The sequence below is a fragment of the Amycolatopsis sp. NPDC114478 genome (genome assembly GCF_055633805.1).
The window spans coordinates 109,388-135,363 of sequence record NZ_JBVKDO010000012.1; the positions used below are offsets into that span (position 1 = coordinate 109,388).

Here is a 25,976-nt window from a genome sequence, read left to right on the forward strand (position 1 = left end):
ATGACCACCGCAGGCGAGCAGTTCGCCCACGCGCTCGCGGCCCGTGACTCCGCCGGGCTGCACGCGGTACTGGCCGGCGAAGTCGACTTCGCCGCGTTGACCCCGGGCCGCCACTGGAGCGCCACCGATCCCGCGGAGATCGTCGACGACGTGATCCTCGGCCGCTGGTTCGGCCCCGGCCGGACGATCCACGAGCTGTGCTCGGTGACCACCGGCCGGGTCGCGGACTGCGAGCACGTCACCTACCGGCTGCGGGTGGAGCGCGACGGCGTCGACCACCTCGTCGAGCAGCAGGCGTACTACACGGTGCAAAACGGTGAAATCGGGTGGCTGCGCGTCCTCTGCTCCGGTTACCGGGCGCTCGCCGGCTGAGAATCCGCTCACGTCGGCGTGGCTCAACGCGCCGGAGTGCCGTCCGCCTGCCATCCTCTTGCGGTCAGGAAGACAGGCGGACGGAGGCACCCGTGGGCGTCATCAGCTGGATCGTGCTCGGGCTCATCGCGGGCTTGATCGCGAAGGCCCTCATGCCGGGCAAGGACCCCGGCGGCTGCATCATCACGATCCTGCTCGGCATCGGGGGCGCGTTCGTCGGCGGCTGGGTCGGCAAGACCCTGTTCCACACGGATCTCGGCACGTTCTTCGATCTCCGCACGTGGGGCCTCGCGGTCCTCGGCGCGCTGATCATCCTGGTCATCTACCGGATGGCCTTCGGCCGCAGCCGCCGCGACTAGTCCGGGCCTCAGTTGAGGCTGACGCCGTAGGCGCTCATCGCCTCACCGACCGGCTGGAAGAACGACGTCCCGGAGCCCTTGCCGGACGTGATGCCGAGGCCGACGCTGCCCGCGAACAGGCAGCCGCCCGAGTCGCCCGGGTTGACCAGCGCGTCGGTCTGGATCAGCTGGGATACCGAGCCCTCGGCGTAGTTCACGGTCACGTTCGTGCGCGTGACCGAGCCCGACGTCAGGTGCGTGGTGCTGCCGCTCTTGCTGATCCACTGGCCGACCGTCGCGGTGCCGGCGGAGCTGATCCGCTGCGTGGAGCCGTTCCACAGGGTGACCGCGCCGGGCGCGCTGCCGGTGGTGTTGCGGATCAGGCCGTAGTCGTTGCCGGGGAAGCTCGACCCCTGCGACGGGCCGACGTTCCACTGCGACACCGCCCGCGTGCAGTGCCCGGCGTCGAGGATGTAGTTCTGGCCGCCGCGGTTGGTGTTGAAGCCGACCGAGCAGCGCGTGCCGCCGCCGGTGATGGCCTCGCCGTTGTAGATCACGGTGTGCATCTCGCCGGCGACCCTGTCGACCCGGACGCGGTCGCCGAGCGACGCCGCGGCCGCCAGCAGGGCGTCGGTGCCCTTGGCCGCGTCCGCCACCGTCAGCACGACCTGGTTGGTCTTCGGGTCGAGGCCGACCGAGGTGTGCGCGACCGCGGGCAGCGCCTGCAGGGCGTTCTGCGCGACCGCGAGGGCCGCGCCCGAGTGCTTGACGACCCGGGCCTGCGCGCCGGCCGCGGTGACCCGGTCGGCGGCTGCCTGGTCGAGCACGTTCACGACGGGCTTCGCGGCGGCGTCGAGGTAGCCGTCGACCGCGCGGGCGCCGAGCGCGGCGGTGACCTGGTGCAGGGTCTCGACGCTCGCGGCCTGCGTCCGCAGCAGCGCGACCGCGGCGGACTCGCTGATGCCGGCTTCCGCGGCGAGGGACGCGACGGCGTCGCGCTGGACGTCGGGTGCGTAGCCGTCGACAGTGACCGCGCCGGCCGGGCTCGTCAGGAAGCCGGCGACCGCGGCGGTGGCCACCAGCGCGGTGGCGGTGCGGGCGAGCAGGTGTCTTGTGCGCATGCCGGTACTCGCTTTCACGGGGAACCGGCGCGAGGGATGGCCGCGCCGGTCGCGATGGGTGTCCGGTGATCCGGTGCGCCCGAGGGTGATCCGGTCGAGCCCGCACAGTAACCGGGCAGCGAAGCGGACCAATCCCGCTCGTGGTCCGCCGACCGTCCACTTGCGACCGATCCGGCGGCTCAACTCCTTGGCGGCGCAGGCCAAGCGACGTCGTCGATCGTCAGGAAGGGCTCGCCCGCCACGACCGCCGGCGTGCTGCCGGTGAACGCCCGGACCTCCCGGTGCAGGTGGGACTGGTCGGCGTAACCGGCGTCCGCGGCGACGCGGGCCGCGTCGTGGCCAGCGACCAGCCGGTGGACGGCGTGGTCGAAGCGGACGAGCCGCGCCGCCCGCTTGGGCGGCAGCCCGGCCTGCGCCTGGAACCGCGACCACAGCCGCTTGCGGCTCCAGCCGACCTCGGCGGCCAGCTCGTCGACGCGGACCCGGCCGCGGGTGCGGACCATCCGGTGCCAGGCCCACGCGACCTCCGGGTCCGCCACCGGTCCCGTCTCACCGCGGCGGGCGAGCAACGCGTCGGTCAGCGCGAACCGCTCGTCCCACGACGAAGTCTCGCTCAGCCGCTCGCCGAGCCGCGCCGCTTCCCGGCCCCACAGGTCGTCCAGGGTCACGAAGCCGTCGAGTTCGCCCGGGCGGACGCCGAGGACCGCGCCCGCGACCACCGGGGGCAGGCGGACCTGCACGCAGGCGAAGTCCGTCGCCCGCGTGATGCGCGTCGTGCCGAAGCCGAGCCCGGCGACGACGCTCCCCCGCTGCCGGCGCCCGGCGGCGTCGGCCACGGCGACGGTGCCGGACCCGAAGATCACCGCCAGCGTCACGGCCGGAGGCGGGACCAGCATGAGGCCGGCCGGGGTGCGGCCGCGGTCGCGGAAACCGGCCATCGTCGCCCCGGCGACCCGCCCGGGCCGCACCGGACGAGCGACGTCCCACAGCGCCTCGGCCACGGTTCCAAGCTACGCGGAACATTCGTCCAAGCCACGCGGGTGGCCGCGCGGCCAGGCTCGGCGCATGACGAACCTGCACGTGACCGACGACGGCCCCCGCGACGCCCCGGTCCTCCTCCTCGTCCACGGATCCGCGTCCTCGGTCCGGTCCTGGGACGCCCTGCTCCCGCTGCTGCTCGAGAACCACCGCGTGGTCCGGGTCGACCTGCTCGGGCACGGCCGGTCGGTCAAGCCGGCCGACGCCGACTACGGCATCGCCGAGCAGGCCCGCCGGGCCGGAGCCGAGCTGCACCGGCTGGGCGTCGGGCACGCCGTCGTCGCCGGCCACTCGACCGGCGGGCTCGTCGCGACCGCGCTCGCCGAGGAGCGGCCCGGCCTGGTGACCGCGGTCGTGCTGGTCAACACGGGACCGAGCATGGACACCTACATCGGGCCGCAGACTGCTTTCGACCCCGAGCAGTGGGCGCGGCTGACCGACGCGCAGATCCGCGAGGCGATGAGTTCCGCGTTCCGCCCCGGCTTCGAAGCTCCGGCGCCGCTCGTCGAGGACGTGCGGGGAATGACCTTCGCCGCCTTCGCCGCGGCGCAGCGAGGAGCCGTCGAATACCTTGTGCGGCAGTCGATCCCGGACCGGCTGACGGCGCTGGGCACGCCGGTGCTGGTGCTCTTCGGCGAGGACGACCGGCGGTGGCGGCCGTCGACGGCGCTCGCGGCCTACCGGGCCGTGCCGGGCGCGCGGGTCGTGGCGCTGCCCGGCGTCGGCCACTCCCCGATCCTCGAAGACCCGGGGAGGACGGCCGAGGCGCTGCTGGCCTTCACCGGGTGATGGAACGGCGGAGACCGATAGTCGTACCCACTTCGGCCGGGAACCAAACAAGCCCGGCTCGGCCCACGCCGCCGCGGCGCGGGTGGCAGGATGTGGCCGGTGAGCATGCGGACCAGGAACAACGTCGTCGAGGACGGGCCCGAAGACGCGCCGGTGGTGCTGCTCGCCCACGGGTTCGGCTGCGACCAGAACCTGTGGCGCCTCGTCGTTCCCGCGCTCGCCGAGCGGTACCGGGTCGTGCTGTTCGACCACACCGGCGCCGGGCGCTCGGACCTGTCCGCGTGGACGCCGGAGCGCTACGGCACCCTCGACGGCTACGCCGACGACATCCTGGCCCTGTGCCGCGAACTCGACCTGACCGACGTCGTGCTGGTCGGACACTCGGTCAGCGCGATGATCGCCGTCCTGGCCGCCAACCGGGAGCCGGCGCGGTTCGCGAAGCTCGTGCTGCTCACGCCGTCGCCGTGCTACATCGACGACGACGGCTACCGCGGCGGCTTCAGCCGCGAGGACATCGACGAGCTGCTCGAAGCGCTGGAGTCGAACTACCTCGGCTGGTCGGCGACGATGGCGCCGGTGATCATGGGCAACCCGGACCGCCCGGAGCTGGGCGAGGAGCTGACGAACAGCTTCTGCCGCACCGATCCCGCGATCGCGCGGGTCTTCGCGCGCGCCACTTTCCTTTCCGACAACCGCGACGACCTGCCGAAGGTCTCCGTGCCGACGCTGATCGTCCAGTGCGCGCAGGACGCCATCGCGCCGCCCGAGGTCGGGCAGTTCACCCACGAGCGGATCGCCGGCAGCCGGCTGGTGACGCTCGACGCGATCGGGCACTGCCCGCAGCTCAGCGCGCCCGAGGCCACCACCGCCGCGATCACGGCGTTCGTGAGCGGCCCATGATGTGCGAAGCCGACGCGGGCGGCCGAAAGGGCGCGGACCCGGCGTTTTCCGCGTTGCTGGAAGACAGCGCGGAGGACCTCTACGAGAACGCCCCCTGCGGCTACCTCTCGACGCTGCTGGACGGCACGATCGCGAAGATCAACGCCACCCTGCTGGACTGGCTGGGCCACGAGCGCGAGGAGATCGTCGGGCGACGGCGGTTCTCCGACCTGCTGACCGTCGGCGGCCGGCTCTACCACGAGACGCACTTCGCGCCGTTGCTGCGCATGCAGGGCGAGCTCGGCGGCGTCGCCTTCGAGCTGAAGACGGCGACCGGCGGCCGGCTGCCGGTGCTGGTGACCTCGACGGTCAAGACCGGCTCCGACGGCGAGGCCCAGCTCATCCGCACCACCGTGTTCGACGCGCGCGACCGCCGCGCCTACGAGCGGGAACTGCTGCGGGCGCGCGACGAAGCCGAGCGGGAACGCGACCGCGTGCAGCGGCTGGCGCGGACGCTGCAGCAGACGCTGCTGCCGCCGGCACCGGCCGAAGTGCCGGGCATGCAGGTGGCGGCGTACTACCACCCGGCGTCGGCCGACGAGGTCGGCGGCGACTTCTACGACCTGTTCCCCGTCACCGGCGACACGTGGGGGTTCTTCCTCGGCGACGTCTCGGGCAAGGGCGCCCAGGCCGCGGTGGTGACGTCGCTGGCGCGCTACACGCTGCGGGCGGCCGCCGTCCACGACCCCGACCCGACCGTCGCGCTCGGCATCCTCAACACGGCGCTCAACCAGCAGTTCCACAGCGACGACCCGCGCTACTGCACGGTGATCAACGGCCGCATCCGGCCCGAGGGCGACCACGCGACGATCACCCTGGCCGGCGGCGGCCACCCGCCCGCGCTGCTGATCCCGGCCGACGGCGCCGCGCGGTTCCTGCCGCTGCGCGGCGGCCAGCTCGTCGGTGCCCTGCCCGGCGCGCGGTTCGTCTCGCTCGACGTGCACCTGGCGCCCGGCGACACGCTGCTGCTCTACACCGACGGGCTGACCGAAGCCCGCGCGAACGGCCGCACCCGTTACAGCGAAGAACGGCTTCGCGAAGACCTGACCGGCCTGGCCCCGGCGACCGCCCCGGCGGTGGTCGAGGCGGTCACCGACCTGCTGGCCGGCTTCGGGGACGGCGTCGACGACGACACCGCCCTGCTGGCGTTCGGCATTCCCCTGCCCGGAGGCGATCAGTCATGACGAGCCCGTTCTCGACCTCGACCGAAACCGCGGACACGGGGCCGATCCTGACCGTCCGCGGCGAACTCGACGTCGCCACCGCGGCCCGCCTGCGCACCCGGGTCGGGGAGCTGGCGCTGGCGGCCGGGCAGCTGCTGGTGGTCGACCTGGCCGGCGTGACGTTCTGCGACTCCAGCGGGATCTCGGCGTTGATCGCGGCGCGCAACGCCGCCGAGTCGGCCGAGGCGTCGATCGCCCTGGCCGCCGTGCCGGCCCGGCTCACGAGGACGTTGGCGCTGACGGGGTTGTCGGACTTCTTCCCCACCTACGCGACGGCCGAGGAGGCCATCCGTCAGAGGCAGGGCGGCCGGTAGCCGTCGATCCGCAGGCCGCGGAACTCGAGCCGGTTCGGCGTCTTGCCCACGAAGACCAGGCCGCGGGCTTCGGTGAGCACCGACGCGAACGAGTACGACGGCGTCCCCAGCTCCGGCAGTGACGTCCACGCGCGGGGCCGGAAGCCGAAGAACTTCGTGACGAGCTTCCCCCGCGTCGACGGCACCAGGGTGAGCCACTTGTCGCCGCCGCTCCAGTGCGACGCCGGGCGCAGCTGGACGTAGAGGTCGTCGGTGGCGCGGTAGGTCAGCCAGAAGCCCGCGGAACGGGAGAGGTCGGCCTGCGCCTCGAACCGGTTCCCCAGCCACACGACGGCCACGTGCCACTCGGCGTTCCGGAAGTCGATCTTCGCCGTGTACCGGTTTCCGTCGCGGACAAGAAGGTTCCCGGTGGCCGGGACGGTGGTGCCCTCACCGCTGGCGAGCCACTGCTGCAGCCGGTCGATCGACGGCGTCGCGCACTCGCACGGCGCTGCCGGCGACGCGTCCGCGGCCGAGGTGACCAGGGAAAACAGGAGGAGGGATGCGATGACCGCGAGCGTCCGGGCGAAGGCGAGGCGCATGCGGGGAAGCTAGCACACCGGATGTGGCCCGGGTCACGGAATGCGCGTCGATCTCGGGCGCTACACAGGGGTAGGAACCGATCGAATCCCCAAGGAGGGCCATGTCCGCCACCACCACGCCGGCCGAGGCCGCGACCACCCCGGTGGTCCCGGTGCTCGACGACTTCGACTTCGACCTGACCGACGGCGCGGCCTGCCGCATCGACGACCCGGACTGCGAAGCCTGCCAGTGAGCCGGTGTCCCCGGTGCGGCTCTTCCCGCACCGGGGACGGCCTTTCCCGCCGTCATTTCGGGTGGCCGGTCGCGGCCACCTGGACGAAGCTGCGCACCAGCGGGCTGCGGCCGCTCTTCGGCCACGCCACCACGAGGTCGCTCGGCGGCCGGTCCGCCAGGGGCACGACGACGAGGCCGGCCGGCAGCGGCTGGTCGACCGGGGCGAGCGCCGCGGTTCCGTTCCACAGCACCGCCTGCAGACACTCCTGGACCGTCCGCAGCACCGGCGATGCCTCGTCCGGCGCGCCGCCGGTCCAGTAGGCGGTCCACAGTGGATCGGTCCCGTCGGGCAGCCGGACCCACCGGCGGTCCTTCAGCTCGGCGGCGGGGATCGAGGAGTGGCGGGCGAGCGGGTCGTCGTCGCGCACCACGACGCCGACCGGCACCGAGCGCAGCACGTGCGTGCCGATTCCGGTGGTGTCGAAGGGGGTTCGCGTCAGGGCGACGTCGACGAGACCGGCGCGCAGGCCCGCCGTCGGGTCGCCGAGGCCGGCTTCGTGGACGCGGACGTCGACGTGCGGGTGGCGTTCCCGGAACAGCGGGACCAGCCGGGTGCCGACGTGCTCGGCCGCGTCGGCCAGGGTGCCGACGGTCAGGCTCGCCGCACCGGCTGCGGCGGTGACCCGGCCGCGGATCCGGTCGGCCTGCTTGAGGAGCGCGTCCGCCTCGGTGTAGAGCGCCGCGCCGGCGGGGGTGAGGGTGACGCCCTTGGGCGTGCGCTCGAACAGGGCGGCGCCGAGCTCGTCCTCCAGCTGCCGGATGGCCCGGCTGAGCGGCGGCTGCGTCATGTGCAGGCGGCTCGCGGCCCGGCCGACGTGCCGTTCGTCGGCGACCGCGACGAAGTACTTGAGCGCGCGCAGGTCCACCGCGACACGATACCTTCGCGGTATCGGGAGGACCGAGCCGGACTTGGACGCGTGCGGGGCCGGTGGCGAACGATCGTGGGTATGACTCTCACGATCGGGTGCTACTCATACGACACGACTCGGCCGCTGTTCGACCGCACCGACGTCACGGTGAAAACGGCGGCCACGCTGCCGGAGATCTTCGAGCGGACGATCCGCGACCACGAGTTCGACGTCGCCGAGCTCGGGTTGACGTTCTACTTGCGGCTGCTGGAATCCGGCCTGCCGTACGTCGCATTGCCGATCTTCCCCAACCGGGTGTTCCGGCACTCGTGCGTCTTCGTGAACAAGCGGTCCGGGATCACCGGACCGGGTGATCTCGTGGACCGGACGATCGGCGAGTTCGGCACTTACGGGCAGGACTCCGGCGTGTGGGCCAAGGGAATCCTGATGGACGAGTACGGTTTCGAGCCCGCGCGGAACCGCTGGGTGATCGGCGGGCTGGACCGGCCGGCGGAGCCGTTCGGCTTCACCCCGCACCCGCACCCGGACGACGTCTCGGTGACGACGTCCGACCGGACGCTCGGCGACTTGCTGGCCGCGGGCGAGATCGACGCGCTGTTCACGGCGAACGTCCCGCAGTGCGTGCTGGACGGCGCCCCGGACGTCGTCCGCTTGTTCCCCGACTTCGAGCCGGTCGAGCGCGACTACCACCGGCGCACGGGGATCTTCCCGATCATGCACGCGGTGGTGATCCGCCGCGAGCTGCTGGACTCGGCGGCCGAGGTCTACCGCCTGTTCTCGTCGGCGGCGGAGTCGGCCGCGGACCGCTACCGGCGCGACCGCCGCCTGTACCAGGTGCCGACGATGGTGCCGTGGATGAACGCGCTCGTCGAGCGCACCGAAGCCGAGTTCGGATCGGATTGGTGGCCCTACGGGATTTCAGCCAATCGAGCGACTTTGGAGACTTACTTGCGCTACCACCATGAGCAGGGACTTTCCGCGCGACAGTGGGCGATCGAGGAGGTCTTCGCGCTCCCGGAGACGTGATCTTTTGTCGGTGGGGGCCGGTAGCGTCGGGCGCATGGCTCTTTCGACGGAGGAACGCGAGAAGTTTTTGGCCGAACCCCACATCGGGGCGCTGTCGGTGACGGAGCGCCCGGACCGGGCCCCGCTGACGGTGCCGCTGTGGTACCAGTACACCCCGGGCGGCGAGCTGTGGATCCGGACGCTGCCGGAGTCCCGCAAGATGAAGGCGATCGACTCGGCGGGGCGGTTCAGTTTGCTGGCCCAGCGGGCGACACCGACGGTCAGGTACGTGTCGGTGGAGGGGCCGGTGCTCCGGACCGAGCCGGACAGTCCGGCGCGGGCCCGGGAGATGGCGGCGCGGTACTTGCCGGAGGAGAAGGTCGAGGAGTACCTGGAGTTCGAGCGGACCCGGGTCGGCGAGCATGTCGTGGTGTTCCTGCGGCCGGAGCATTGGCTGTCGCTGGACATGGGGGCGGTGTGATGTCCACATCGGACTGACCCGGGGCGGGACGAGGCAGCTCACGGCCGAGGTGCGCGGCGGCCAGATGCGCGGCGGAGGTGGCCGAGGTGTGCTCCTCGCCCACGGCCGGCGGGCCAGGGCCGTGCGCCACCGCTGGTGCCGATTCGCCGGCCAGCCGCGGTCGATCACTCGGCGGCCGCGGCGAAATGCGCGCGAGCCGCGCGCCCAAGGTGACCTTCGCGCGCCGCCACGAGGAGAGTCCATCAAGGCGCGTTGGCAAGCGAGCAACTCTTCCAGCCCGCGAGAGCCGATCAACAGTGCGTCACCAAACCGCGCTCAGTGGTAAGGCGCTCCGCCCGGCGCCTGCCGTGCCCGTGGCGCCTGCGCCCGCGGCACCTGGGCTCGAGGCACCTGCGCTCGAGGCGCCTGTCCCCTTGGTGCCTGCCCACGCGGCACCTGCGCCCGCGGTGCCTGCCCGCGAACCATCTGCGTCCGCGCCGCCGGTGGTGGGCCCGCTCGCCTCGCCGGGGGACGAGCCGCCGCCGGGCGGGGCTCCCGTTCCGCCGGCTCCTCGCGCGCCCGGGATGGCCGGTTCGCCCACGAATCGAACAGCACGATCAAGCCCGCGAACACCGCGCACCCCAGCCCGAGGGCCACGTTGACCAGTGACCCGATGATGCCGGCCACCAGCAGCACCGGCAGCACCGCCATCAGGCAGTACGGGTCGATCCTGCCGAACTTCGGGCGGGACGGCCCCTCCCGGGGACTCACCGCGCGACCTCCGCTTTCCCTCGCGCCATGGTCGCAGTATGCAACCCGCAGCCCCGCGCGGCCACCTTCCGACCACAAAAAACCGGACAAAGCGACCAACTACGCAGGATCCCGCAGGGCGATCTCGACCTCCGAGCCCGTCAACCGGCGGGGGCCGACGTAGTACAGCACCGCCCCGGCCGCCAGCTCGGCGACCCACGACGGGTTCACCACCAGCCCTTCGCCGGTGCGCGCCGCCAGGACCGCTGCCGGCAGCAGCCACCCCGGTTCGGTTTCCAGGCGCGGACAGCCGCGAAAGGATGAACGGTGTTCACCGGACCGGGACGGCCGGACAAGAATGGACAAATTCCCGTGCTCGGCGGGGAAAAACCGGCGTTCCGTGGTGCACTGTCAGCGGTCCCCCGGCGCCGGAAGAGGTACGCGCATGAGGAAACGGGTCCGTTCGGCACTCTTCGCGACGGTGCTCGCGTGCGGCTTGATCGCCACCCCGGCGGCCGCCGCCGCGGCGCCGCCGGGCATCGAGTTCGCGAACCCCGCCAGCCAGGCATTGTTCGGCACCGCTTACCAGGAAGCGCTGGACAACCTGCTGCGCACCAACACCATCGGCTACGACGCGAAGTACGACAAAAGCGGCCTGCTCGACCCGGGGACCGGCATCGTCCGCGCGGGCGGCGGCTACAACCAGCCGTGGACGCGCGACGCGTCGGTCAACAGCTGGAACGCCACGAGCCTGCTCTCCCCCGCGCTCGCCCGGAACACCCTGTGGGCGGTCGTCGACAAGGACGCCGGCGGCGCCCTGCGCGTGCAGCAGGACGACCAGCAGTGGGACCAGGTCGTCTGGGCGACCGCCGCGTGGCACCACTACCTCGTCACCGGCGACACGGCGTTCCTCGGCGACGCCTACCGCGCGACGGCGAACACGCTGACCATCCGCGAACACGCCACCACGGCCGGCTTCAATGCGACGTACGGGCTGTTCACCGGCGCGTCGTTCTTCAACGACGGCATCGCCGGCTACCCCGCGCCGCCCGCCGACGCCACCGAGTCGGTCAGCACCGGCAGCATGCCGTGGCCGGGCGTCGCGAGCGGGATGTACCTGAGCACCAACGAGGTCTACTACGCCGCGTACGTCAACGCCGCGAACATGGCGGAGAAACTGGGGCGCCCGGGCGCGGAGGTCGCCGGCTACCGGACCAAGGCGAACGCGCTGAAAGCCGCGATCAACGACCACTTCTGGAACGCGAAGACCGGCCTGTACGACTACCAGCTCCTCGCCGACGGCACCCGCGGCGCCTACCAGGAAGGCACCGGGCTCGCCTTCGCGCTGCTCTTCGGCGTCGCGAACCCGGCGCAGGCCCGGTCGATCGTCGCGAACGCCCGGGAAATGACGTGGGGCATGCCCGACACGTTCCCGAACTGGGCGCGCTATTCGGACGCGCAGCCCGGACGGCACAACGCGATCGTCTGGCCGCTGGTCCAAGGGCTCTGGGCGAAAGCCCTGGCCGGGCAAGGGAACCAGAGCGCGTTCGCGTCCGAGGTGGCGCGCCTGGCCAAGCTGGCCGACGGCAACAGCGGGTTCTGGGAGATCTACAACGGCGGCACCGGCGTCGTGGACGGCGGCTACCAGCGGCTCGGTGACACCGTGAAGTTCCACTGGGGTTCCGAACCCGACCAGACCTGGTCGGCGACGGCGTTCCTCGACATGATCCACACCGGCCTGTTCGGGCTGACGTTCACCGACCGCGGCCTGGTCTTCACACCCGACCTCCCGGCGGGCTGGGGTGACGTGACCCTCCGGAACCTCCACTACCGCAACGCCACCCTCACGATCGCGCTGCACGGCGCGGGCACCAAGGTCGGCTCGTTCACGATCGACGGCCGGCCCGCGCCCGGCAACGCCGTCCCGGCCACGCTGACCGGCGACCACACCGTCTCGATCACGCTCACCGGCGCGGCCGCCGGCGACCGCGACGGCGACGGCGTGCCCGACGCGGCCGACCGCTGCGCCGACACCGCGGGCACCGTCGACGGCTGCCCGGCCCCGGCCCACCTCGAAGCGGAGGACGCGCTCAACACCGGCGGCGTGAAGGCGAACGTGAACCACATCGGCTACTCCGGCCGGGCGTTCGTCGACGGGCTGTGGGCGCAGGGCGCGGCTTCGTCGTTCACGCTGCACCGCGCGTCGAGCGACCCGGCGACGGCCGCGCTCACCGTGCGCTACGCCAACGCCAACAGCGACACCCGCACGATGACGCTGTCGGTCGACGGGCAGCGGCTGCGGCAGGTGAGCTTCCCGAAGGTCTCCGACAGCTGGGACGCCTGGGGCACGGTGACCTTCGGCGACGTCCCGCTCAGCGGCCGGGACCCGGTGGTCACGCTGTCCTACGCCCCCGGTGACACGGGCTCGATCAACCTCGACTGGCTGGCCGCCGGCTGACCCGTCACCCGAACCGGTGAACCCCCGGCCCGGCCGTCACAGCCGGGCCGGGCGGGCCCTCTCGTTGTTCGTCGCGGTGGCCGGGCGGCACGCCCCCCGACCGGCCGGCCACCGCGCACACGTCGCCGGGCCCCGCATACTGGACCGGTGAGCGAACCGATCCCGCTGTTCCCCGGCTCGCGCGTCGACCCCGCGCGGTTCGCCGACGCGCAGCACCGCCTCTTCACCGGGATGCGGCTGCGGATCGGCCGGTCCGGCATCGCGCACCGCGTCGCGTGGGTGCCCTGGCTCGACGAGCTGACCCTGCCCGCGCCCGCCTGCCACCAGGGGTGGTCCGGGCTCGGCGCGGCGGGCGAGATCACCCCCGCCGACGGGCCGGTGACCTGCCGCAAGTGCCTGCGCCTCGGCGGCGAACCGGACGATCCCGCCCAGCACCCCCTGTTCGCGCTGCCGGAACCCCACTGACCGGTTAGCTCCGCACCGGCCGGGTACCTGCCTGGGATGACGGAGAACCGAGACCCCGGCGCGTCGGTCCGGCAGTTCACCGCCGAGCTGGCCGACGCGGCGATGGCGGGCGCGTACGACGACGTGGCCGACGCGCTGGGCGTGCTCGCCCGCGTCGGCTCGAACCGGATCCCCGGCGCGATCGTCGCGGAGCTGGTCGGCCGCTGCGCGTCGGTGGTCCGCGCCCGCCAGCCGGCCGATCCCGGGGCGGTGTTCACCGTGGCCGTGACCGACGAGCGGGCCCGGCCGGTCGAGGTCGACCGGCTGCCGCCCGGGCCGCTGGCCGCCCTGCGCGCCCTCCTGGCGGACCTCGGCGAAGACCACGAGAGCCGCGACATCCACCTGGAGCTGGCCGCCCGCGGGCGGCCGGACGACGTCGTCGGCGTCGTGATCCACCTGCTCGTGTGGCTCGTCGAACTGTCCGGCAGCGAGGCGGCGACCTTGCCCCCGCTGAGCTGTTTCGCCCGATGAACCCGGCCGGAGACGGCGCGATCGAGGTCAGCGACCCGGTGGACGGGACGGTGACCGTGCGCGCGCACGGCGCCCCGGACGCGGCGGACCTCGCCGCGGCACTGGCCGGCGCCACCCGCGGCGCGGCGACGGTGCTGCTCGACCTGACCGGGGTCGACCACTTCACCACCGAAGCCGTCGCGGCGATCATCCCGCACCTGCGGCAGCCCGGCAGCCGGCTGATCGTGACGGCATCGGCCGCGGTGGAGGGAAAGCTCGCCCGGCTCGGCTTGAGCGGGCTCGTCGCGCCGTCGACCGAGTCCCGGGCCTGAGGCCGCCTTCGTGGCGAGACTGTCCGCCGGGCGCTGAGCGACCTTCAGTTCCCGCGGCGGGCCCGGTCGGTCCGCCGCCGGTTCTCCTTCTCCAGCGCGGCCACCAAGTCCTCTTTGGACATTCGCGACCGGCCGGGGATGCCGAGCTGCTTGGCCCGCTCGTAGAGGTGCTGCCGGCTGGCCGTCGCGTTGACGCCGCCACGCGTCGGCTTGGCCGGTTGCCCGGCGCCGCGAGCCGCCTGCTCGTCCGACGGGCCGCGCTCGGGCTTCGGCTCCCAGTGGTCGCCGACCTTCTCGAACGAATGCTTCAACGCCGAGTACGCCGTCTGCTGGGCGCGGCGGCCCGGACCGTAGGTGCGCAGCGCCGAGTCGTGCGCCGCCACCCACGTGTCCTGCGCCTTGCGCGGCGATCGCAACAGCGTGCTGGGCAGGTCTTCGCGTCCGGGCATGCCGGCTCGGCTACCCCCGCCTGCCCGGCGCCAAACCGGCGATCTCCTCGTCGAGCAGCGGATCCGGGTCGAACAGCATCCCCGCGAAGTGGCCGGCCAGCTCCAGCGAGAGCACGCCGTGCAGGCGCGTCCAGAACGACAACGCCCGGTGCAGCACCGCGGGCGGCGCGGGATGGCCGCCCGCCCACGCCCGGTGGTCGTCGAGGTGCGCGTCGAACGGCGTCTCCGGCCCGCTCTCCCCGAGCGCCCCGCACGCTTCGATGAGCACCGCCATCACCTCGAACGAGATCGCGGTCGTGTCGTCGGGGGCGTGGTAGCCGGGGACGGGCGTGCCGTAGATCAGGAAGTACCGCTGCGGGTCGCCGCGGGCCCAGTCCCGGATGACGTGCGCCAGCCCGGCCAGGTCGGCGCCGTCGTCGTACGCCGCGCGGACCGTGTCGGCGATGCTCCGGTACGCGTCGCGGATGAGCGCGGTGATCAGCTCGTCGCGGCTCGCGAAGTACCGGTAGAGCGCCGGGCCGCTCATGCCCAGCTGCTTGGCGATCGCGTTCAGCGACAACGCCGGCACGCCCGCCGTCGCGATCTGCTCCCACGCGTGCTGCTTGATCTCCGCGCGCACCTGCGCCCGGTACCGCTCGCGCGAAGTCGGTCCTGCGTCCGTCATGACGGCTCCTTCCTGGCGAGTTAGAGGCTATCACTTTTCTTATTGACACTAAGCAGGTCATGGTTATAGCTTCTAACTACAGCAAGAGCCACTAACTCACCGAGGAGAAACGCCATGCTCAAGGCCTTGTTCGCCGTCCCGCTGGCCGCCGCGGCCCTCTTCGCCGCCGCTCCGGCGGACGCGGCCACGACCCCGCTGACCTGCCGCGGTCAGGGCATCGACCCGGCCGCGCAGCTGCACTACGGCGCCGAAACGTTCGTCAACGCGCCGCTGAGCACCGTCTGGAAGGTGCAGACGGGTGTCGACGGGTGGCCGGCCTGGCAGTCCGCGGTGACCAGCGCGAAGCGGCTGGATCCGGGTCGCCTGCACCCCGGCTCGCGGTTCCGCTGGACGACGCCCGTCCCGGCGACGCCGTCCTCCCCCGCCACCACGCTCGTCATCACGTCCACGGTCCACCAGGTCCAGCGCGAGCACTGCGTCCGCTGGAGCGGCCCCGCGATCGGCGACGGCCTGCGCATCGACCGGGGCGTCCACGTCTGGACGTTCACGCCGGTCCGGGGCGGCGTGAACGTCCGCACCGAGGAGAGCTGGACGGGCAGCCAGGTCGAGGCCGACCCCACGACGGCCATCCGGTTCCTCGCCCCGGGCCTCGACCGCTGGCTGGCCGACCTCAAGACCGCCGCCGAAGCCGCGTGCTGACGCGCTGAAAAGGAGAGGACGATGACTGCGACCACTCGCGGCGTTCTCGTCGCCGCCTGGGCGTTCCCCGTCATGGTGCTCGGCCAGTTCGCGTTGCTGGCCGGCATCCCGGCCGCGATCGTGCTGGTACGCACCCTGCGTTCGCCGGCGGCGCGCTGGTGGGGCGCGCTGATGACGACGGCCTATGTCGTCCCGCTGGCGGTCTGGCAGCTCGGGCCCAGCACGGCACCGAGCCTGTCGAAATCCTTGAGTCCGGTGGCGACCGGCGTCGTCGCCGCGGCCGGTGCCGCCGCGGCCGCCGGGCTGCAGTTCGCCCGGCGGCGCGCCGCGGCGGCTACTTCGTGAAGGTGAGGCAGTTGGCGGAGTGACCGCCCTCGCCCGGGCCGACGCGCACGCTCGACGCCGTGCACTCCAGCGCGGAGTTGTGCCGGCAGTCGGCCCGCGAGCAGGCGCCGACCTGGGCCACGACGCGGTCGAGGCCGCCCTTGGTGTTCAACGGGACGAACGTGCCGCAGTCGGCCGACCCGTTGTCGCCGCCGACGGTGATCGCGAAGGCGTGGCAGCCGTCGTGGTTGTAGGAACAGCCGCTGACGGTGCATTCGTGCACGGCGGGCATTTCGGTGGTGGTCATGCGCGGCTCCTGGATCCGTGGTGGGAAACAGTTCGGAGTCCCGACGCTCCCACCGGGTCCGGGGTCGCGCAATTCGCGGTAACCGGCCGGGTGATCGGCTCCGCACGCCAGGGTGAAGCCGCTCCGACCGCGTCAGCGCAACGGCTCGAGCGCCTTCGCCAGCGGCTCCAGCACGGCCGGGGTGTGCGGCGGCGGCAGGTAGACGATCGCGAGGTCGAGACCGGCTTCGCCGAGCGCTTCCGCTTCGGCGGCGACCTTGGCGTAGTCGCCGTCCGGGCTCAGCCGGACGTGCGAGGACAGCAGGATCTCGCTCGGGTCGCGGCCGATGTCGGCGCAGTGGCGGTGCAGGACGTCGCGCTTGTGCGCGAACTCCTCCGGCGAGCCGCCGACGAAGTTCCAGTGCTGGGCGTACTTCGCGGCCGTGCGCAGGGTGCGCTTCTCGCCGCTGCCGCCGATGCAGATCGGCGGGTGCGGCGTCTGCACGGCCTTCGGCTCGCAGCGGGCGTCGGTGAGCTGGTAGTGCTCACCCTGGAACGTCGTCGTCTCCTGCGTCAGCAGGCCGACCAGCACCTCGCACGCTTCCTCGAAGCGGTCGCTGCGCTCCTTGACCGAGCCGAGCCGCATGCCGTACGCGCCGGACTCCTCTTCGTTCCAGCCCGCACCGATGCCGATCTCCAGCCGGCCGCCGGAGACGATGTCGAGGGTCGCGGCCATGTTCGCGAGCAGCGCCGGGTGGCGGTAGTGGATCCCGCTGACCAGCGTGCCCACCCGGAGCCGCTTCGTGGCCTGCGCGAGCGCGGTGAGCGTGACCCAGCCTTCGAGGCACGGACCGGTCGAGTCGGAGAAGATCGGGTAGAAGTGGTCGAACGTCCAGCCGGACTCGAACAGCTCGATCTCGTCGGCGGCCTGCCACACCGCGAGCATGTCCGCCCAGGCGGTGTCCTGGGGCGAGGTCTTGATGGCGAATCGCATGATCGTGATCGTAAGCCTGGAGTTCCTCCAGGTGGGAGCCCCCGCGCCGGTCGCTCGATCCGGTGAAACTCCCCGTCGCGCCGCCGTCTCCGGGTACCCCTTCGAAAAGGAGGAGGAGACGATGCCCGACAACGAACTCCCGGGGTTCCTGATCATCGGCCTGATCTTCGTGGTGGCCGACGGCCAGATCCTCTACCGCGGCGGCCGCCGCTACCTGAGCGGCCCGGACGGCGGCGAAGGCACCGGATCGATGGCCTGGATGGTGGTGACGGTCTTCCACCTCGTCGCGTTCGGCGTGCTGGCGCTGCTGTCGGTGGTGGGCCCCGGCTGGTCGGGCACGACGGCGGCGCTGGTCGGCCGGCTGGGCGTGTTCCTCCTGCTGCTCGCGGTGGCCCACGCGCTGACGGTGGCGGTGCTGGGCCGCCGCCGGCAGGACACGATCGTGGAGACGCACTTCCAGGAGAGCGACCGGCCGGCCGAGGTGTACGTCCAGCCGGCGGCGGAGCCGCCGCTCGACCAGACGACCGTCACGCCGGTTCCGGGGCAGAACGGGACGGCCCCGCACGTGAGCCCGGACATCGGGAACCACGGTCCGTACCGCGCTTGAGCGGCACCGAAACGCCGTGGTGGTCACATGACGCTGCGTGTTCGCCGCCGCCCGTCCAGGTAATCACTCTTCCGTGTCTGGGCGGGCGCTGAACCGCCTCGAATGCCGCAACGCGCACTACTCCCCGTCCGCCGATCGCGGAATTCTCCGCGTCGGCGTGACCGCTTCGAGTTGCCGACACCGTCGGTGATCACTTTTCGCGTTCCGCCGGAAACGTCGGCGCCGCAACGAATCCTTGCCCCCGGTAGCGATTTTGGTAGCGTTCGGTCGCCGCCGGGGCACGACCCCGCTGCGGCTTCTCCCCGTTTTCCGTTCCGGCGAAAGGACTTTCCCCATGCGCACGACCCTGCTCCGAGCCGGGAGCCTGGCCGGGGTGACCGTCGCCGTGCTCGCCGGCTCCACCGGTGTCGCCACCGCGGACGACACCGTCACCGGGTCCGCCTACGGCGCCTCGGCGAGTGTTTCCCTGCTGCCCGGGGTGCTCACCGGCGGTAAGGGGATCACCGTCGACACCGGCCGGCTGGCCGAGTCGGGCAGCGCCGGTCCCGCCGAGGCGAGCGTCGCCGACATCCCGCTCAAGGGGCTCGTCACCGCCAAGGCCATCAGCAGCTCCGTCGTCGGCGGCGCCGGTTCCGTGGCTGCCAAGGCGAGCGTCGCCGAGGTGACCCTGCCGCTGCTCGCCGCGGCCGCCGGGCGCGTGCCGTCGATCCGGCTCATCAGCGCCCGCTGCGGGTCCGCGGACGGGCACGTCACCGGCAGCAGCGACCTCGCCGGCGTCAACCTCGGCCGGCTGGGCACGCTCCCCGCCGCGACGTCGCCCAACCAGAAGCTGGGCATCCCCGGGGTCGCCGAAGTGACCGTGAACGAGCAGCTCCAGCGCTACGACGGCGCCCTCGAAGTGACGGCTCTGCACATCAAGCTGCTCGGCGGCAAGGCCACCGGCGCGCTGGGCAGCGGCGACATCAGGCTCGCGTCCGTCACCTGCGGCCCGTCGAAGGAACGCGCGCCCGAAGCGCCGCCGCGCGGGCCGGGGCAGGTCGTCGTCATCCCCGCCGGGGCGCCGCAGACCGGCGACGGCAGCCTGGCCGAGGGCTGAGCCGATGCTGCGTCGCGCACTCCTCATCGCCGCCTCCGCGCTGCTGCTCGCCGGCTGCGGCGCGACGGCGACCCCGGCCGACACGCCGGCGCCGGCGTCGGCACCGGCCGCCGCGGGCCTGACGCGGTCCCTGCCGACCGCGCTCGACGTCCCCGCGATCGACGCGAAGTCGACGCTGGTGTCCCTCGGCCTGAACGCCGACCGCACGGTCGAGGTCCCGCCGGTCGACCAGCCGCTGCAGGCCGGCTGGTACGAGTACGGCCCGACGCCCGGCGAGGTCGGGCCGGCGGTGATCCTCGGCCACATCGACGGCGACCACCGCAAGGGCATCTTCTGGCGGCTGCACGAGCTGAAGCCCGGCGACCCGGTGCACGTCGACCGCGCCGACGGCGGCAAGCTGACCTTTGAAGTGACGAAGGTCGACCAGATCGCCAAGAAGGAGTTCCCCACGGAGGCCGTGTACGGCAACACGACCGACGCGGAACTGCGGCTGATCACCTGCGGCGGCAAGTACGACGCGGCGAACCGCAACTACCTCGACAACGTCATCGTGTACGCCAAGCTCAAGCCCGGCTCGCCTTCCGGAACTCCCGGTTGAGAGCGGCGATGCTCGCGAAGGGGATCCCCTTCGGGCAGGCCGCGACGCACTCGCCGGTGTTGGTGCAGCCGCCGAACCCCTCGGCGTCCATCGCGTCCACCATGTCCAGCACGCGCCGCGCCCGTTCCGGTTGCCCTTGCGGGAGCAGCGAAAGGTGCGTCACCTTCGCGGCGGTGAACAGCGTCGCCGAGCCGTTGGGGCACGCCGCCACGCAGGCCCCGCAGCCGATGCACGTCGCGTTGTCGAAGGCCAGGTCCGCGTCCGGCTTCGGGACCGGGGTCGCGTGGGCGTCCGGGGCGCTGCCGGTCGGGGCGCTGACGTAGCCGCCGGCCTGGACGATCCGGTCCAGCGCCGAGCGGTCGACGACCAGGTCCTTGATCACCGGGAAACCCTTGGCGCGCCACGGTTCGACGTCGATGACCTCGCCGTCGCGGAACGAGCGCAGGTGCAGCTGGCACGCCGTCGTGCGCTCCGGCCCGTGCGCCTGGCCGTTGATCACGACGCCGCAGGAGCCGCAGATGCCTTCGCGGCAGTCGTGGTCGAACGCGACGGGCTCCTCGCCGTTCGCGATGAGCTCCTGGTTGAGAACGTCGAGCAGTTCGAGGAAGGACATGTCGGGGCTGACGCCGGCGACCGGGTAGGACACCAGCCTGCCCTCCGTCGCCGGGCCGGCCTGCCGCCAGATGCGGACGGTGAGGTTCACGTGTAGCTCCGCTGGGTGGGGTGGACGTGCTCGAAGGTGAGGTCCTCGCGGTGGAGCACCGGCTGGCCGTCCGGCCCGCCGTACTCCCACGCCGCGACGTAGGAGAACCGCTCGTCGTCGCGCCGGGCCTCGCCTTCGGGGGTTTGGTGTTCTTCGCGGAAGTGGCCGCCGCAGGACTCCTCCCGCGCGAGCGCGTCGACCAGCAGCAGCTCGGCCAGCTCGAGGAAGTCCGCGACGCGGTTGGCCTTCTCCAGCTCCTGGTTCAGCTCCGCCGCGCCGCCGGGGATCCGGACGTCCCGCCAGAACTCCGCGCGCAGCTCCGGCACGCGGTCGAGGGCCTTGCGCAGGCCTTCGCGGCTGCGGGACATGCCGCAGTGGTCCCACATCAGCAGGCCCAGCTCGCGGTGGAACGAGTCGACCGACCGCGTCCCCCGGACCGAAAGCAGCCGCGTGATCCGGTCGCGCACCTCGGATTCCGCCTGGGCGACCGCGTGCGGCGGGACGTCGCCGAAGCGGTTTCCGCCGAGGTAGTCGTTCAACGTCGCCGGGAGCACGAAGTAGCCGTCGGCGAGCCCCTGCATCAACGCCGACGCGCCGAGCCGGTTGGCGCCGTGGTCGGAGAAGTTGGCCTCGCCGATGACGAACAGCCCGGGGATCGTGCTCTGCAGGTCGTAGTCCACCCACAGCCCGCCCATCGTGTAGTGGATGGCCGGGTAGATCCGCATCGGCACGCGGTAGGGGTCCTCCGCCGTGATGCGCTGGTACATGTCGAAGAGGTTGCCGTAGCGGGCTTCGATCGCCGGGCGGCCCATGCGCTCGATCGCGTCGGCGAAGTCGAGGTAGACGCCCAGGCCACCCGGCCCGACGCCGAGCCCGGCGTCGCAGACGTTCTTCGCCGCCCGCGACGCGATGTCCCGCGGCACCAGGTTGCCGAAGCTCGGGTACAGCCGTTCGAGGTAGTAGTCGCGGTCGGCCTCGGGGATCTCCGCCGGCGGCCGGGTGTCGCCCGGGCGCTTCGGCACCCAGATCCGGCCGTCGTTGCGCAGCGACTCGCTCATCAGCGTCAGCTTCGACTGGTGCTCCCCCGACCGCGGGATGCACGTCGGGTGGATCTGGGTGAAGCACGGGTTCGCGAAGTAGGCACCGCGCTTGTGCGCCCGCCAGATCGCGGTCGCGTTGGAGCCCTTCGCGTTGGTGGAGAGGTAGAAGACGTTGCCGTAGCCGCCGGTGGCGAGGACGACGGCGTCGGCCAGGTGCGTCTCGATCTCGCCGGTGACCAGGTCGCGGGCGACGATGCCGCGCGCCCGGCCGTCCACGACGACCAGGTCGAGCATCTCCGTGCGCGGGTGCAGCTCGACGTTTCCCGCGTCGATCTGCCGGGACAGCGCCTGGTAGGCGCCGATCAGCAGCTGCTGGCCGGTCTGGCCGCGCGCGTAGAACGTCCGCTGCACCTGCACCCCGCCGAAGGAGCGCGTGTCGAGCAGGCCGCCGTACTCCCGGGCGAACGGCACGCCCTGCGCGACGGCCTGGTCGATGATCTGCGCCGACACCTGGGCCAATCGGTACACATTGGACTCCCGGGACCGGAAGTCACCGCCCTTCACCGTGTCGTAGAACAGGCGGTACACCGAGTCGCCGTCGTTGCGGTAGTTCTTCGCCGCGTTGATCCCGCCCTGCGCCGCGACCGAGTGCGCGCGCCGGGGCGAGTCCTGGAAGCAGAACTGGACGACGTGGTAGCCCTGTTCGGCCAGCGTCGCCCCGGCCGAGCCGCCGGCGAGGCCGGTGCCCACGACGATCACGCGGTGCTTGCGCCGGTTGGCCGGGTTCACCAGCTTCGCCGCGAACTTCCGTTCGTCCCAGCGGTTTTCCAGCGGGACGGCCGGTGTCTTCGTGTCGGCGATCGGGTCGCCGGTCAGGTAGTCGCCCATCAGTCCACCAGTCCCGTCATGATCGCGACCGGCACGAGCGCGTAGCCGCCCGCGACCACGACCGCCGTCGCGTTGCCGAAGATCTTGATCGCCCGTTCCCGCCGCGCGCTGGTGACGCCCAGCGTGCGCGCGGCGCTGGCGAAGCCGTGCTGGATGTGCAGGCCGAGCATCACCAGAGCGGCGAGGTAGATCAGGTTCACCCACCAGACCTGGAAGTCCGCAACGACGTTGTGGTACGGGTCGCCCGGCACGAAGTCGCGGTTCACCGTGCCGACGGTGAAGTCGAGGATGTGCCAGACGACGAACAGCGCCAGCGTCGCCCCGCCCCAGCGCATCGTGCGCACGGCGAAGGTGGCGCGCACCGGCCGCCGGTGGACGTACGGGACCGGCCGGGCCCGGCGGTCACGCTGCACCAGCTGGACGGCCGCGGTGACGTGCAGGACGAGCGCGACGAGCAGGACCACCCGCTGGATCCACAGGAACCAGGCGTAGTGCAGGACCGGCTCGCCGATCGTCCGCAGCCAGTGGGCGTAGTGGTTGAGGTCGTCGGCACCGAGGAACGTCTTCAGGTTGCCGACCATGTGCGCGAAGACGAACGCGAGCAGCAGCGCGCCGGTCACCGCCATGACGATCTTCTTGCCGATCGTCGAGGCCCAGAACTGCCGGACGGAGCGCCGGCTCGCGAGGTCGTTCACCACCCGATCGACGTTAGGAGCGCGTCCATCAGAGGTCAAAGACATGATAACTCTGCTCTCGATAGGCAGTGGCTATCCTCAGGCCATGCAGCTGCACCAGCTCGCCTACTTCGTCGCCGTCGCCGAGCACCGGCACTTCACCCGCGCGGCCGAGGAGATGCGGGTCGCGCAGCCCTCGCTGTCGCAGCAGATCCGCACGCTCGAACACGACCTCGGCGCGCCGCTGTTCCACCGGATCCGCGGCAACGTCTCCCTCACCGAGGCCGGCGAGGTGCTGCTGCCGATCGCGCGGCGGATCCTGGCCGAGACGGAAAGCGCGCGGCTCGCGATCCGGGAGCTGGACGAGCTCGACCGCGGCCGCGTGCGGCTCGGCGCGCCGCCCAGCCTGTGCACGGGCCTGCTGCCCGCGATGCTGTCGGCGTTCCGCCGCCGGTACCCGGGCATCCAGCTGGAGCTGCAGGAAAGCGGTTCGCGCGACCTGCGCCAGCGGCTGTCCGAAGGCGCGCTGGACCTGGCGCTGCTGGCCGGCGCCCCGGCGGACCCGCACCTGGCGGCGACCCCGTTGCTGCTGGAAGAGCTGGTCGTCATCTCCCCCGCCGACGCGCCGGTGCGCAAGACCCGGCTCGACGTCCGCGAGCTGGCCGACGTCCCGCTGGTGATGTTCCGCCGCGGCTACGACGTCCGGGAGGCGACGGTCAACGCCTGCCGCGCGGCCGGGTTCGAGCCGTCGTTCGCCATCGAGGGCGGCGAGATGGACGCCGTGCTGGAGCTGGTGCGCGCCGGCGTCGGGTCCGCGGTGGTGCCGAGCACCGTGGCGGGCGACCGGTTCCGGCGGACGCGGTTCGTGCCCGAGGCGGGCATGACGCGGATCGTGCAGCTGGCGTACCGCAAGGAAGTGGAGCCGACCCGGGCGGTCCGCGCGCTGCGCACCGCGCTCGTCGGGTTCGTGGCCGACCGGGCGAGCCTCCCGCCCGGCATCGAGTCCCTTGTGGACAGACAAGCCCGACCAACGGGGGGTTGACCGCCGGCCCGTTCAGGAGTGCCATGGACGCCGTGAATCGTCTGCGCTCGGCCGCCGTGCTCGCCGCCCTCGCCGGTTCCCTCCTGGTCCCGGCCCCCGCCACCGCCGCGCCCGCGCTGGGGTTCGACCTCGACGCGGCCACCATCCCCGAACTGCAGCAGCGGATGGACCACGGCGGCCTCACCGCCGTGCGGCTGACCGCCGCCTACCTCCGCCGCATCGACGCCCTCGACGGCAAGGTCCACTCGGTGGTCGCCGTCGACCCGGGCGCGCTCCGGGCGGCCGCCGCCAGCGACGCCCGCCGCCGCGCGGGCCACCCGCTCGGGCAGCTGGACGGGATCCCGGTGCTGCTCAAGGACAACATCGACACGCGCGCGCAGCCGGCGACCGCGGGTTCGCGGGCGTTGCCGCGCAGCCGGCCGGCCGCCGACGCGGCGCTGGTGGACCGGCTGCAGCGCGGTGGCGCGGTGATCCTCGGCAAGACGAACCTGTCGGAGTGGGCCAACTTCCGGTCGACGCATTCGACGTCCGGCTGGTCCGGGGTCGGCGGCCAGACGAACAACCCGTACGTCCTCGACCGCAACCCGTGCGGCTCGTCGTCGGGTTCCGGCGCGGCGGTCGCGGCGACGCTGGCCCAGGTCGCGATCGGCACCGAGACCGACGGCTCGATCGTCTGCCCGGCCGGCGCCAACGACGTCGTCGGCGAGAAACCGACGCTCGGGCTGGTCAGCCGGACCGGCGTCGTGCCGATCTCCGCGCAGCAGGACACCGCCGGGCCGATGGCGCGTCACGTCGTCGACGCGGCTGTCACGCTGTCGGTGCTGCAGGGCCGCGACCCGGCCGACCCCGCGACGGCCGCGATCCCCGCGGGTCAGCCGCGGGACTACGCCGCGCTCCTGCGCCCGGACGCCCTGCGCGGGGCCCGCATCGGCGTCTGGCGGCTGGCCGGCCTCGACGCCGACGTCGACCGGGTCACCGGCGACGCCGTGCGGACGCTGACCGCCCGCGGCGCGACGGTCGTCGACGTCGATCTGCCGTACCAGGACCAGATCGGGGCGGCCGAGACGCCGGCGCTGCTGACCGAGTTCAAGCGAGACCTGAACGCCTACCTGAAGCACCGGCCGGGGCACCCCGCCACGCTCGACGAGCTGATCACCTTCAACCGGCGGGACCCGATCGAGCTGTCGAAGTTCGGGCAGGAGCTGTTCGAGCAGGCCGCGGCCGCGCCGGCGCCGAGCGACCCGACGTACCGGCAGCAGCGGGCGACGGCCACGTCGCTGGCGCAGCGGTCGATCGACGAGACGCTGTCGCGGCTGCACCTGGACGCGATCGTGGCGCCGACCAACAGCCCGGCGTGGAAGACGGACTACGCGGCGGGCGACGCGTTCGTCCTCGGCTCGTCGACCCCGGCGGCCGTCGCGGGCTACCCGAACGTGTCGGTCCCGGCCGGGTTCGCGGGCCCGCTGCCGATCGGGGTGTCGTTCTTCGCCGGCCGCTGGGCCGACGCCCGCGTGCTCGCTTTCGCTGCGGCGTTCGAACGCGCCACCCCGGCGCGCCGGGCTCCGGCGTTCCTTCCCACCGCTGGTTAAGGTGGGAGACCGACGGTGAGGAGAGCGGCCGATGGTCACCCGCGCGGAGCGGAACGCGACGGACCCCGACTTGGGTGTCCTTTCGGGACGGCTCCTGTTCGCGGTGCAGCACGAGCTCTTCGCGACGCTGGCGGAGCGGGGGTTCGACGACCTGAAGCACCGGCACGGCGCGGTGCTGGCGTACCTCGACCCGGACGGCGTGCGGGCGACGGAGCTGTCCCGGCTTTCGGGGCAGTACAAGCAGATCATCGGCACGCTGATCGACGAGCTGGCGGCGCTGGGGTACGTCGAGCGGCGGCCGGACCCGAGTGACCGCCGGGCGAAGCTGATCTGCCCGACCGAGCGGGGCCTGGCCCAGATGCGCGAGGCGGACGCGATCATGGCGGCGATCCAGCGCCGCCACGCGGAGCGCCTGGGGCGCGAGGACTACGACCGGTTCAAGCGCACGCTCGCCGACATCACGGAACACCAGCGCAAGCACGCGGGTGCGGCCGACGAGGACTGACC

33 protein-coding genes are annotated in these 25,976 nt (G+C 72.6%); 21 read left to right on the forward strand and 12 right to left on the reverse strand.

Going from position 1 to position 25,976, the window contains the following annotated elements; all coding sequences use genetic code 11:
* Both ACZ7OH_RS30125 and ACZ7OH_RS30130 read left to right on the forward strand, forming a co-directional pair.
* The gene (locus ACZ7OH_RS30125; RefSeq protein WP_470283896.1) at window positions 1-372 is read left to right on the forward strand and encodes a hypothetical protein; all 372 of its coding nucleotides are present in this window, start codon (window positions 1-3) and stop codon (window positions 370-372) included.
* 92 nt (window positions 373-464) lie between these two features.
* Window positions 465-731: a GlsB/YeaQ/YmgE family stress response membrane protein gene (locus ACZ7OH_RS30130; protein ID WP_247023841.1), complete on the forward strand. Its 267-nt coding sequence runs from the start codon at window positions 465-467 to the stop codon at window positions 729-731.
* A gap of 8 nt (window positions 732-739) precedes the next feature.
* Here the strand turns inward: ACZ7OH_RS30130 and ACZ7OH_RS30135 are convergent, their stop codons facing one another.
* Together ACZ7OH_RS30135 and ACZ7OH_RS30140 are read right to left on the reverse strand one after the other, a co-directional pair.
* Entirely contained in the window at window positions 740-1,831 is a 1,092-nt protein-coding gene (locus ACZ7OH_RS30135; RefSeq protein ID WP_470283897.1) for a S1 family peptidase, read from the reverse strand.
* A gap of 179 nt (window positions 1,832-2,010) precedes the next feature.
* Window positions 2,011-2,832, reverse strand: coding sequence for a helix-turn-helix domain-containing protein (locus tag ACZ7OH_RS30140; RefSeq protein ID WP_470283898.1), 822 nt, complete (start codon window positions 2,830-2,832; stop codon window positions 2,011-2,013).
* 64 nt (window positions 2,833-2,896) lie between these two features.
* On the opposite strand from ACZ7OH_RS30140, the gene ACZ7OH_RS30145 reads away from it, so the two are divergent.
* From ACZ7OH_RS30145 to ACZ7OH_RS30160, 4 genes are all read left to right on the forward strand, one after another.
* The gene (locus ACZ7OH_RS30145) at window positions 2,897-3,658 is read left to right on the forward strand and encodes an alpha/beta fold hydrolase (protein ID WP_470283899.1); all 762 of its coding nucleotides are present in this window, start codon (window positions 2,897-2,899) and stop codon (window positions 3,656-3,658) included.
* 99 nt (window positions 3,659-3,757) lie between these two features.
* Entirely contained in the window at window positions 3,758-4,558 is an 801-nt protein-coding gene (locus ACZ7OH_RS30150; RefSeq protein WP_470283900.1) for an alpha/beta fold hydrolase, read from the forward strand.
* Window positions 4,555-5,781, forward strand: a complete 1,227-nt coding sequence (locus ACZ7OH_RS30155; protein ID WP_470283901.1) for a PP2C family protein-serine/threonine phosphatase — start codon at window positions 4,555-4,557, stop codon at window positions 5,779-5,781. The genes ACZ7OH_RS30150 and ACZ7OH_RS30155 overlap by 4 nt, the downstream gene beginning before the upstream one ends.
* Window positions 5,778-6,134 (forward strand): STAS domain-containing protein, encoded by a 357-nt coding sequence (locus tag ACZ7OH_RS30160; RefSeq protein ID WP_470283902.1) that lies wholly within the window; start codon window positions 5,778-5,780, stop codon window positions 6,132-6,134. The genes ACZ7OH_RS30155 and ACZ7OH_RS30160 overlap by 4 nt, the downstream gene beginning before the upstream one ends.
* Here ACZ7OH_RS30160 and ACZ7OH_RS30165 read toward each other — a convergent pair.
* Entirely contained in the window at window positions 6,113-6,715 is a 603-nt protein-coding gene (locus ACZ7OH_RS30165; RefSeq protein WP_470283903.1) for a hypothetical protein, read from the reverse strand. The two genes, ACZ7OH_RS30160 and ACZ7OH_RS30165, sit on opposite strands and share 22 nt — an antisense overlap.
* Window positions 6,716-6,816: 101 nt before the next feature.
* Here ACZ7OH_RS30165 and ACZ7OH_RS30170 point away from each other — a divergent pair, with 101 nt between their 5' ends.
* Window positions 6,817-6,948, forward strand: a complete 132-nt coding sequence (locus tag ACZ7OH_RS30170) for a hypothetical protein (protein WP_400899448.1) — start codon at window positions 6,817-6,819, stop codon at window positions 6,946-6,948.
* A 52-nt stretch (window positions 6,949-7,000) separates the two neighbouring features.
* On the opposite strand, the gene ACZ7OH_RS30175 is transcribed toward ACZ7OH_RS30170, so the two are convergent.
* Window positions 7,001-7,855: a LysR family transcriptional regulator gene (locus ACZ7OH_RS30175; RefSeq protein ID WP_470283904.1), complete on the reverse strand. Its 855-nt coding sequence runs from the start codon at window positions 7,853-7,855 to the stop codon at window positions 7,001-7,003.
* A gap of 81 nt (window positions 7,856-7,936) precedes the next feature.
* On the opposite strand from ACZ7OH_RS30175, the gene ACZ7OH_RS30180 reads away from it, so the two are divergent.
* Window positions 7,937-8,884: a substrate-binding domain-containing protein gene (locus ACZ7OH_RS30180; protein WP_470283905.1), complete on the forward strand. Its 948-nt coding sequence runs from the start codon at window positions 7,937-7,939 to the stop codon at window positions 8,882-8,884.
* A gap of 34 nt (window positions 8,885-8,918) precedes the next feature.
* Entirely contained in the window at window positions 8,919-9,344 is a 426-nt protein-coding gene (locus ACZ7OH_RS30185; protein WP_470283906.1) for a pyridoxamine 5'-phosphate oxidase family protein, read from the forward strand.
* A 315-nt stretch (window positions 9,345-9,659) separates the two neighbouring features.
* Here the strand turns inward: ACZ7OH_RS30185 and ACZ7OH_RS30190 are convergent, their stop codons facing one another.
* Complete coding sequence (locus ACZ7OH_RS30190) at window positions 9,660-10,094, reverse strand: hypothetical protein (RefSeq protein WP_470283907.1); 435 nt, start codon at window positions 10,092-10,094, stop codon at window positions 9,660-9,662.
* Between the two features lie 424 nt (window positions 10,095-10,518).
* Here ACZ7OH_RS30190 and ACZ7OH_RS30195 point away from each other — a divergent pair, with 424 nt between their 5' ends.
* The 4 genes from ACZ7OH_RS30195 (at window position 10,519) to ACZ7OH_RS30210 (ending at window position 13,817) form a co-directional block, all read left to right on the forward strand.
* On the forward strand, window positions 10,519-12,531 hold the full coding sequence (locus tag ACZ7OH_RS30195; protein WP_470283908.1) for an MGH1-like glycoside hydrolase domain-containing protein: 2,013 nt from the start codon (window positions 10,519-10,521) through the stop codon (window positions 12,529-12,531).
* A gap of 147 nt (window positions 12,532-12,678) precedes the next feature.
* The gene (locus tag ACZ7OH_RS30200) at window positions 12,679-12,996 is read left to right on the forward strand and encodes a hypothetical protein (RefSeq protein ID WP_470283909.1); all 318 of its coding nucleotides are present in this window, start codon (window positions 12,679-12,681) and stop codon (window positions 12,994-12,996) included.
* Between the two features lie 36 nt (window positions 12,997-13,032).
* A complete protein-coding gene (locus ACZ7OH_RS30205) occupies window positions 13,033-13,506 on the forward strand; it encodes a hypothetical protein (RefSeq protein ID WP_400899434.1) in 474 nt (157 codons plus the stop codon).
* Window positions 13,503-13,817 carry a hypothetical protein gene (locus tag ACZ7OH_RS30210; protein ID WP_470283910.1) on the forward strand — a complete coding sequence of 105 codons (315 nt, stop codon included), beginning with the start codon at window positions 13,503-13,505 and terminating at the stop codon, window positions 13,815-13,817. Before ACZ7OH_RS30205 ends, ACZ7OH_RS30210 begins: the two co-directional genes overlap by 4 nt.
* 44 nt (window positions 13,818-13,861) lie before the next feature.
* Here the strand turns inward: ACZ7OH_RS30210 and ACZ7OH_RS30215 are convergent, their stop codons facing one another.
* Both ACZ7OH_RS30215 and ACZ7OH_RS30220 read right to left on the reverse strand, forming a co-directional pair.
* Entirely contained in the window at window positions 13,862-14,266 is a 405-nt protein-coding gene (locus tag ACZ7OH_RS30215) for a ChaB family protein (protein ID WP_470283911.1), read from the reverse strand.
* 10 nt (window positions 14,267-14,276) lie between these two features.
* Window positions 14,277-14,930: a TetR/AcrR family transcriptional regulator gene (locus tag ACZ7OH_RS30220; RefSeq protein ID WP_470283912.1), complete on the reverse strand. Its 654-nt coding sequence runs from the start codon at window positions 14,928-14,930 to the stop codon at window positions 14,277-14,279.
* A gap of 114 nt (window positions 14,931-15,044) precedes the next feature.
* Between ACZ7OH_RS30220 and ACZ7OH_RS30225 the strand changes: the two genes are divergently transcribed.
* Window positions 15,045-15,629, forward strand: coding sequence for an SRPBCC family protein (locus ACZ7OH_RS30225; protein WP_470283913.1), 585 nt, complete (start codon window positions 15,045-15,047; stop codon window positions 15,627-15,629).
* Between the two features lie 21 nt (window positions 15,630-15,650).
* The gene (locus ACZ7OH_RS30230; protein WP_470283914.1) at window positions 15,651-15,974 is read left to right on the forward strand and encodes a hypothetical protein; all 324 of its coding nucleotides are present in this window, start codon (window positions 15,651-15,653) and stop codon (window positions 15,972-15,974) included.
* Here ACZ7OH_RS30230 and ACZ7OH_RS30235 read toward each other — a convergent pair.
* Window positions 15,964-16,260 carry a DUF1540 domain-containing protein gene (locus tag ACZ7OH_RS30235; RefSeq protein ID WP_364455042.1) on the reverse strand — a complete coding sequence of 99 codons (297 nt, stop codon included), beginning with the start codon at window positions 16,258-16,260 and terminating at the stop codon, window positions 15,964-15,966. The two genes, ACZ7OH_RS30230 and ACZ7OH_RS30235, sit on opposite strands and share 11 nt — an antisense overlap.
* 132 nt (window positions 16,261-16,392) lie before the next feature.
* Window positions 16,393-17,232, reverse strand: coding sequence for an LLM class F420-dependent oxidoreductase (locus tag ACZ7OH_RS30240; protein ID WP_470283915.1), 840 nt, complete (start codon window positions 17,230-17,232; stop codon window positions 16,393-16,395).
* Between the two features lie 121 nt (window positions 17,233-17,353).
* Here ACZ7OH_RS30240 and ACZ7OH_RS30245 point away from each other — a divergent pair, with 121 nt between their 5' ends.
* From ACZ7OH_RS30245 to ACZ7OH_RS30255, 3 genes are all read left to right on the forward strand, one after another.
* Window positions 17,354-17,839 carry a hypothetical protein gene (locus ACZ7OH_RS30245; RefSeq protein ID WP_470283916.1) on the forward strand — a complete coding sequence of 162 codons (486 nt, stop codon included), beginning with the start codon at window positions 17,354-17,356 and terminating at the stop codon, window positions 17,837-17,839.
* Window positions 17,840-18,173: 334 nt separating this feature from the next.
* Window positions 18,174-18,935, forward strand: coding sequence for a choice-of-anchor P family protein (locus ACZ7OH_RS30250; RefSeq protein WP_470283917.1), 762 nt, complete (start codon window positions 18,174-18,176; stop codon window positions 18,933-18,935).
* Between the two features lie 4 nt (window positions 18,936-18,939).
* Complete coding sequence (locus ACZ7OH_RS30255) at window positions 18,940-19,533, forward strand: class F sortase (RefSeq protein WP_470283918.1); 594 nt, start codon at window positions 18,940-18,942, stop codon at window positions 19,531-19,533.
* Here the strand turns inward: ACZ7OH_RS30255 and ACZ7OH_RS30260 are convergent.
* From ACZ7OH_RS30260 to ACZ7OH_RS30270, 3 genes are read right to left on the reverse strand one after another with little or no spacing between them, the layout of a single operon-like run.
* On the reverse strand, window positions 19,499-20,236 hold the full coding sequence (locus ACZ7OH_RS30260; RefSeq protein WP_470283919.1) for a succinate dehydrogenase/fumarate reductase iron-sulfur subunit: 738 nt from the start codon (window positions 20,234-20,236) through the stop codon (window positions 19,499-19,501). The two genes, ACZ7OH_RS30255 and ACZ7OH_RS30260, sit on opposite strands and share 35 nt — an antisense overlap.
* Window positions 20,233-22,164, reverse strand: coding sequence for a fumarate reductase/succinate dehydrogenase flavoprotein subunit (locus ACZ7OH_RS30265; RefSeq protein WP_470283920.1), 1,932 nt, complete (start codon window positions 22,162-22,164; stop codon window positions 20,233-20,235). The genes ACZ7OH_RS30260 and ACZ7OH_RS30265 overlap by 4 nt, the downstream gene beginning before the upstream one ends.
* Entirely contained in the window at window positions 22,164-22,862 is a 699-nt protein-coding gene (locus tag ACZ7OH_RS30270; RefSeq protein ID WP_470283921.1) for a succinate dehydrogenase cytochrome b subunit, read from the reverse strand. The genes ACZ7OH_RS30265 and ACZ7OH_RS30270 overlap by 1 nt, the downstream gene beginning before the upstream one ends.
* An 82-nt stretch (window positions 22,863-22,944) precedes the next feature.
* Between ACZ7OH_RS30270 and ACZ7OH_RS30275 the strand changes: the two genes are divergently transcribed.
* From ACZ7OH_RS30275 to ACZ7OH_RS30285, 3 genes are read left to right on the forward strand one after another with little or no spacing between them, the layout of a single operon-like run.
* Entirely contained in the window at window positions 22,945-23,880 is a 936-nt protein-coding gene (locus ACZ7OH_RS30275; RefSeq protein ID WP_400899411.1) for a LysR family transcriptional regulator, read from the forward strand.
* Between the two features lie 23 nt (window positions 23,881-23,903).
* Entirely contained in the window at window positions 23,904-25,469 is a 1,566-nt protein-coding gene (locus ACZ7OH_RS30280; RefSeq protein ID WP_470283922.1) for an amidase, read from the forward strand.
* A 31-nt stretch (window positions 25,470-25,500) separates the two neighbouring features.
* Window positions 25,501-25,974 (forward strand): MarR family winged helix-turn-helix transcriptional regulator, encoded by a 474-nt coding sequence (locus ACZ7OH_RS30285; RefSeq protein ID WP_470283923.1) that lies wholly within the window; start codon window positions 25,501-25,503, stop codon window positions 25,972-25,974.
* The last annotated feature ends 2 nt before the right edge of the window (window positions 25,975-25,976 follow it).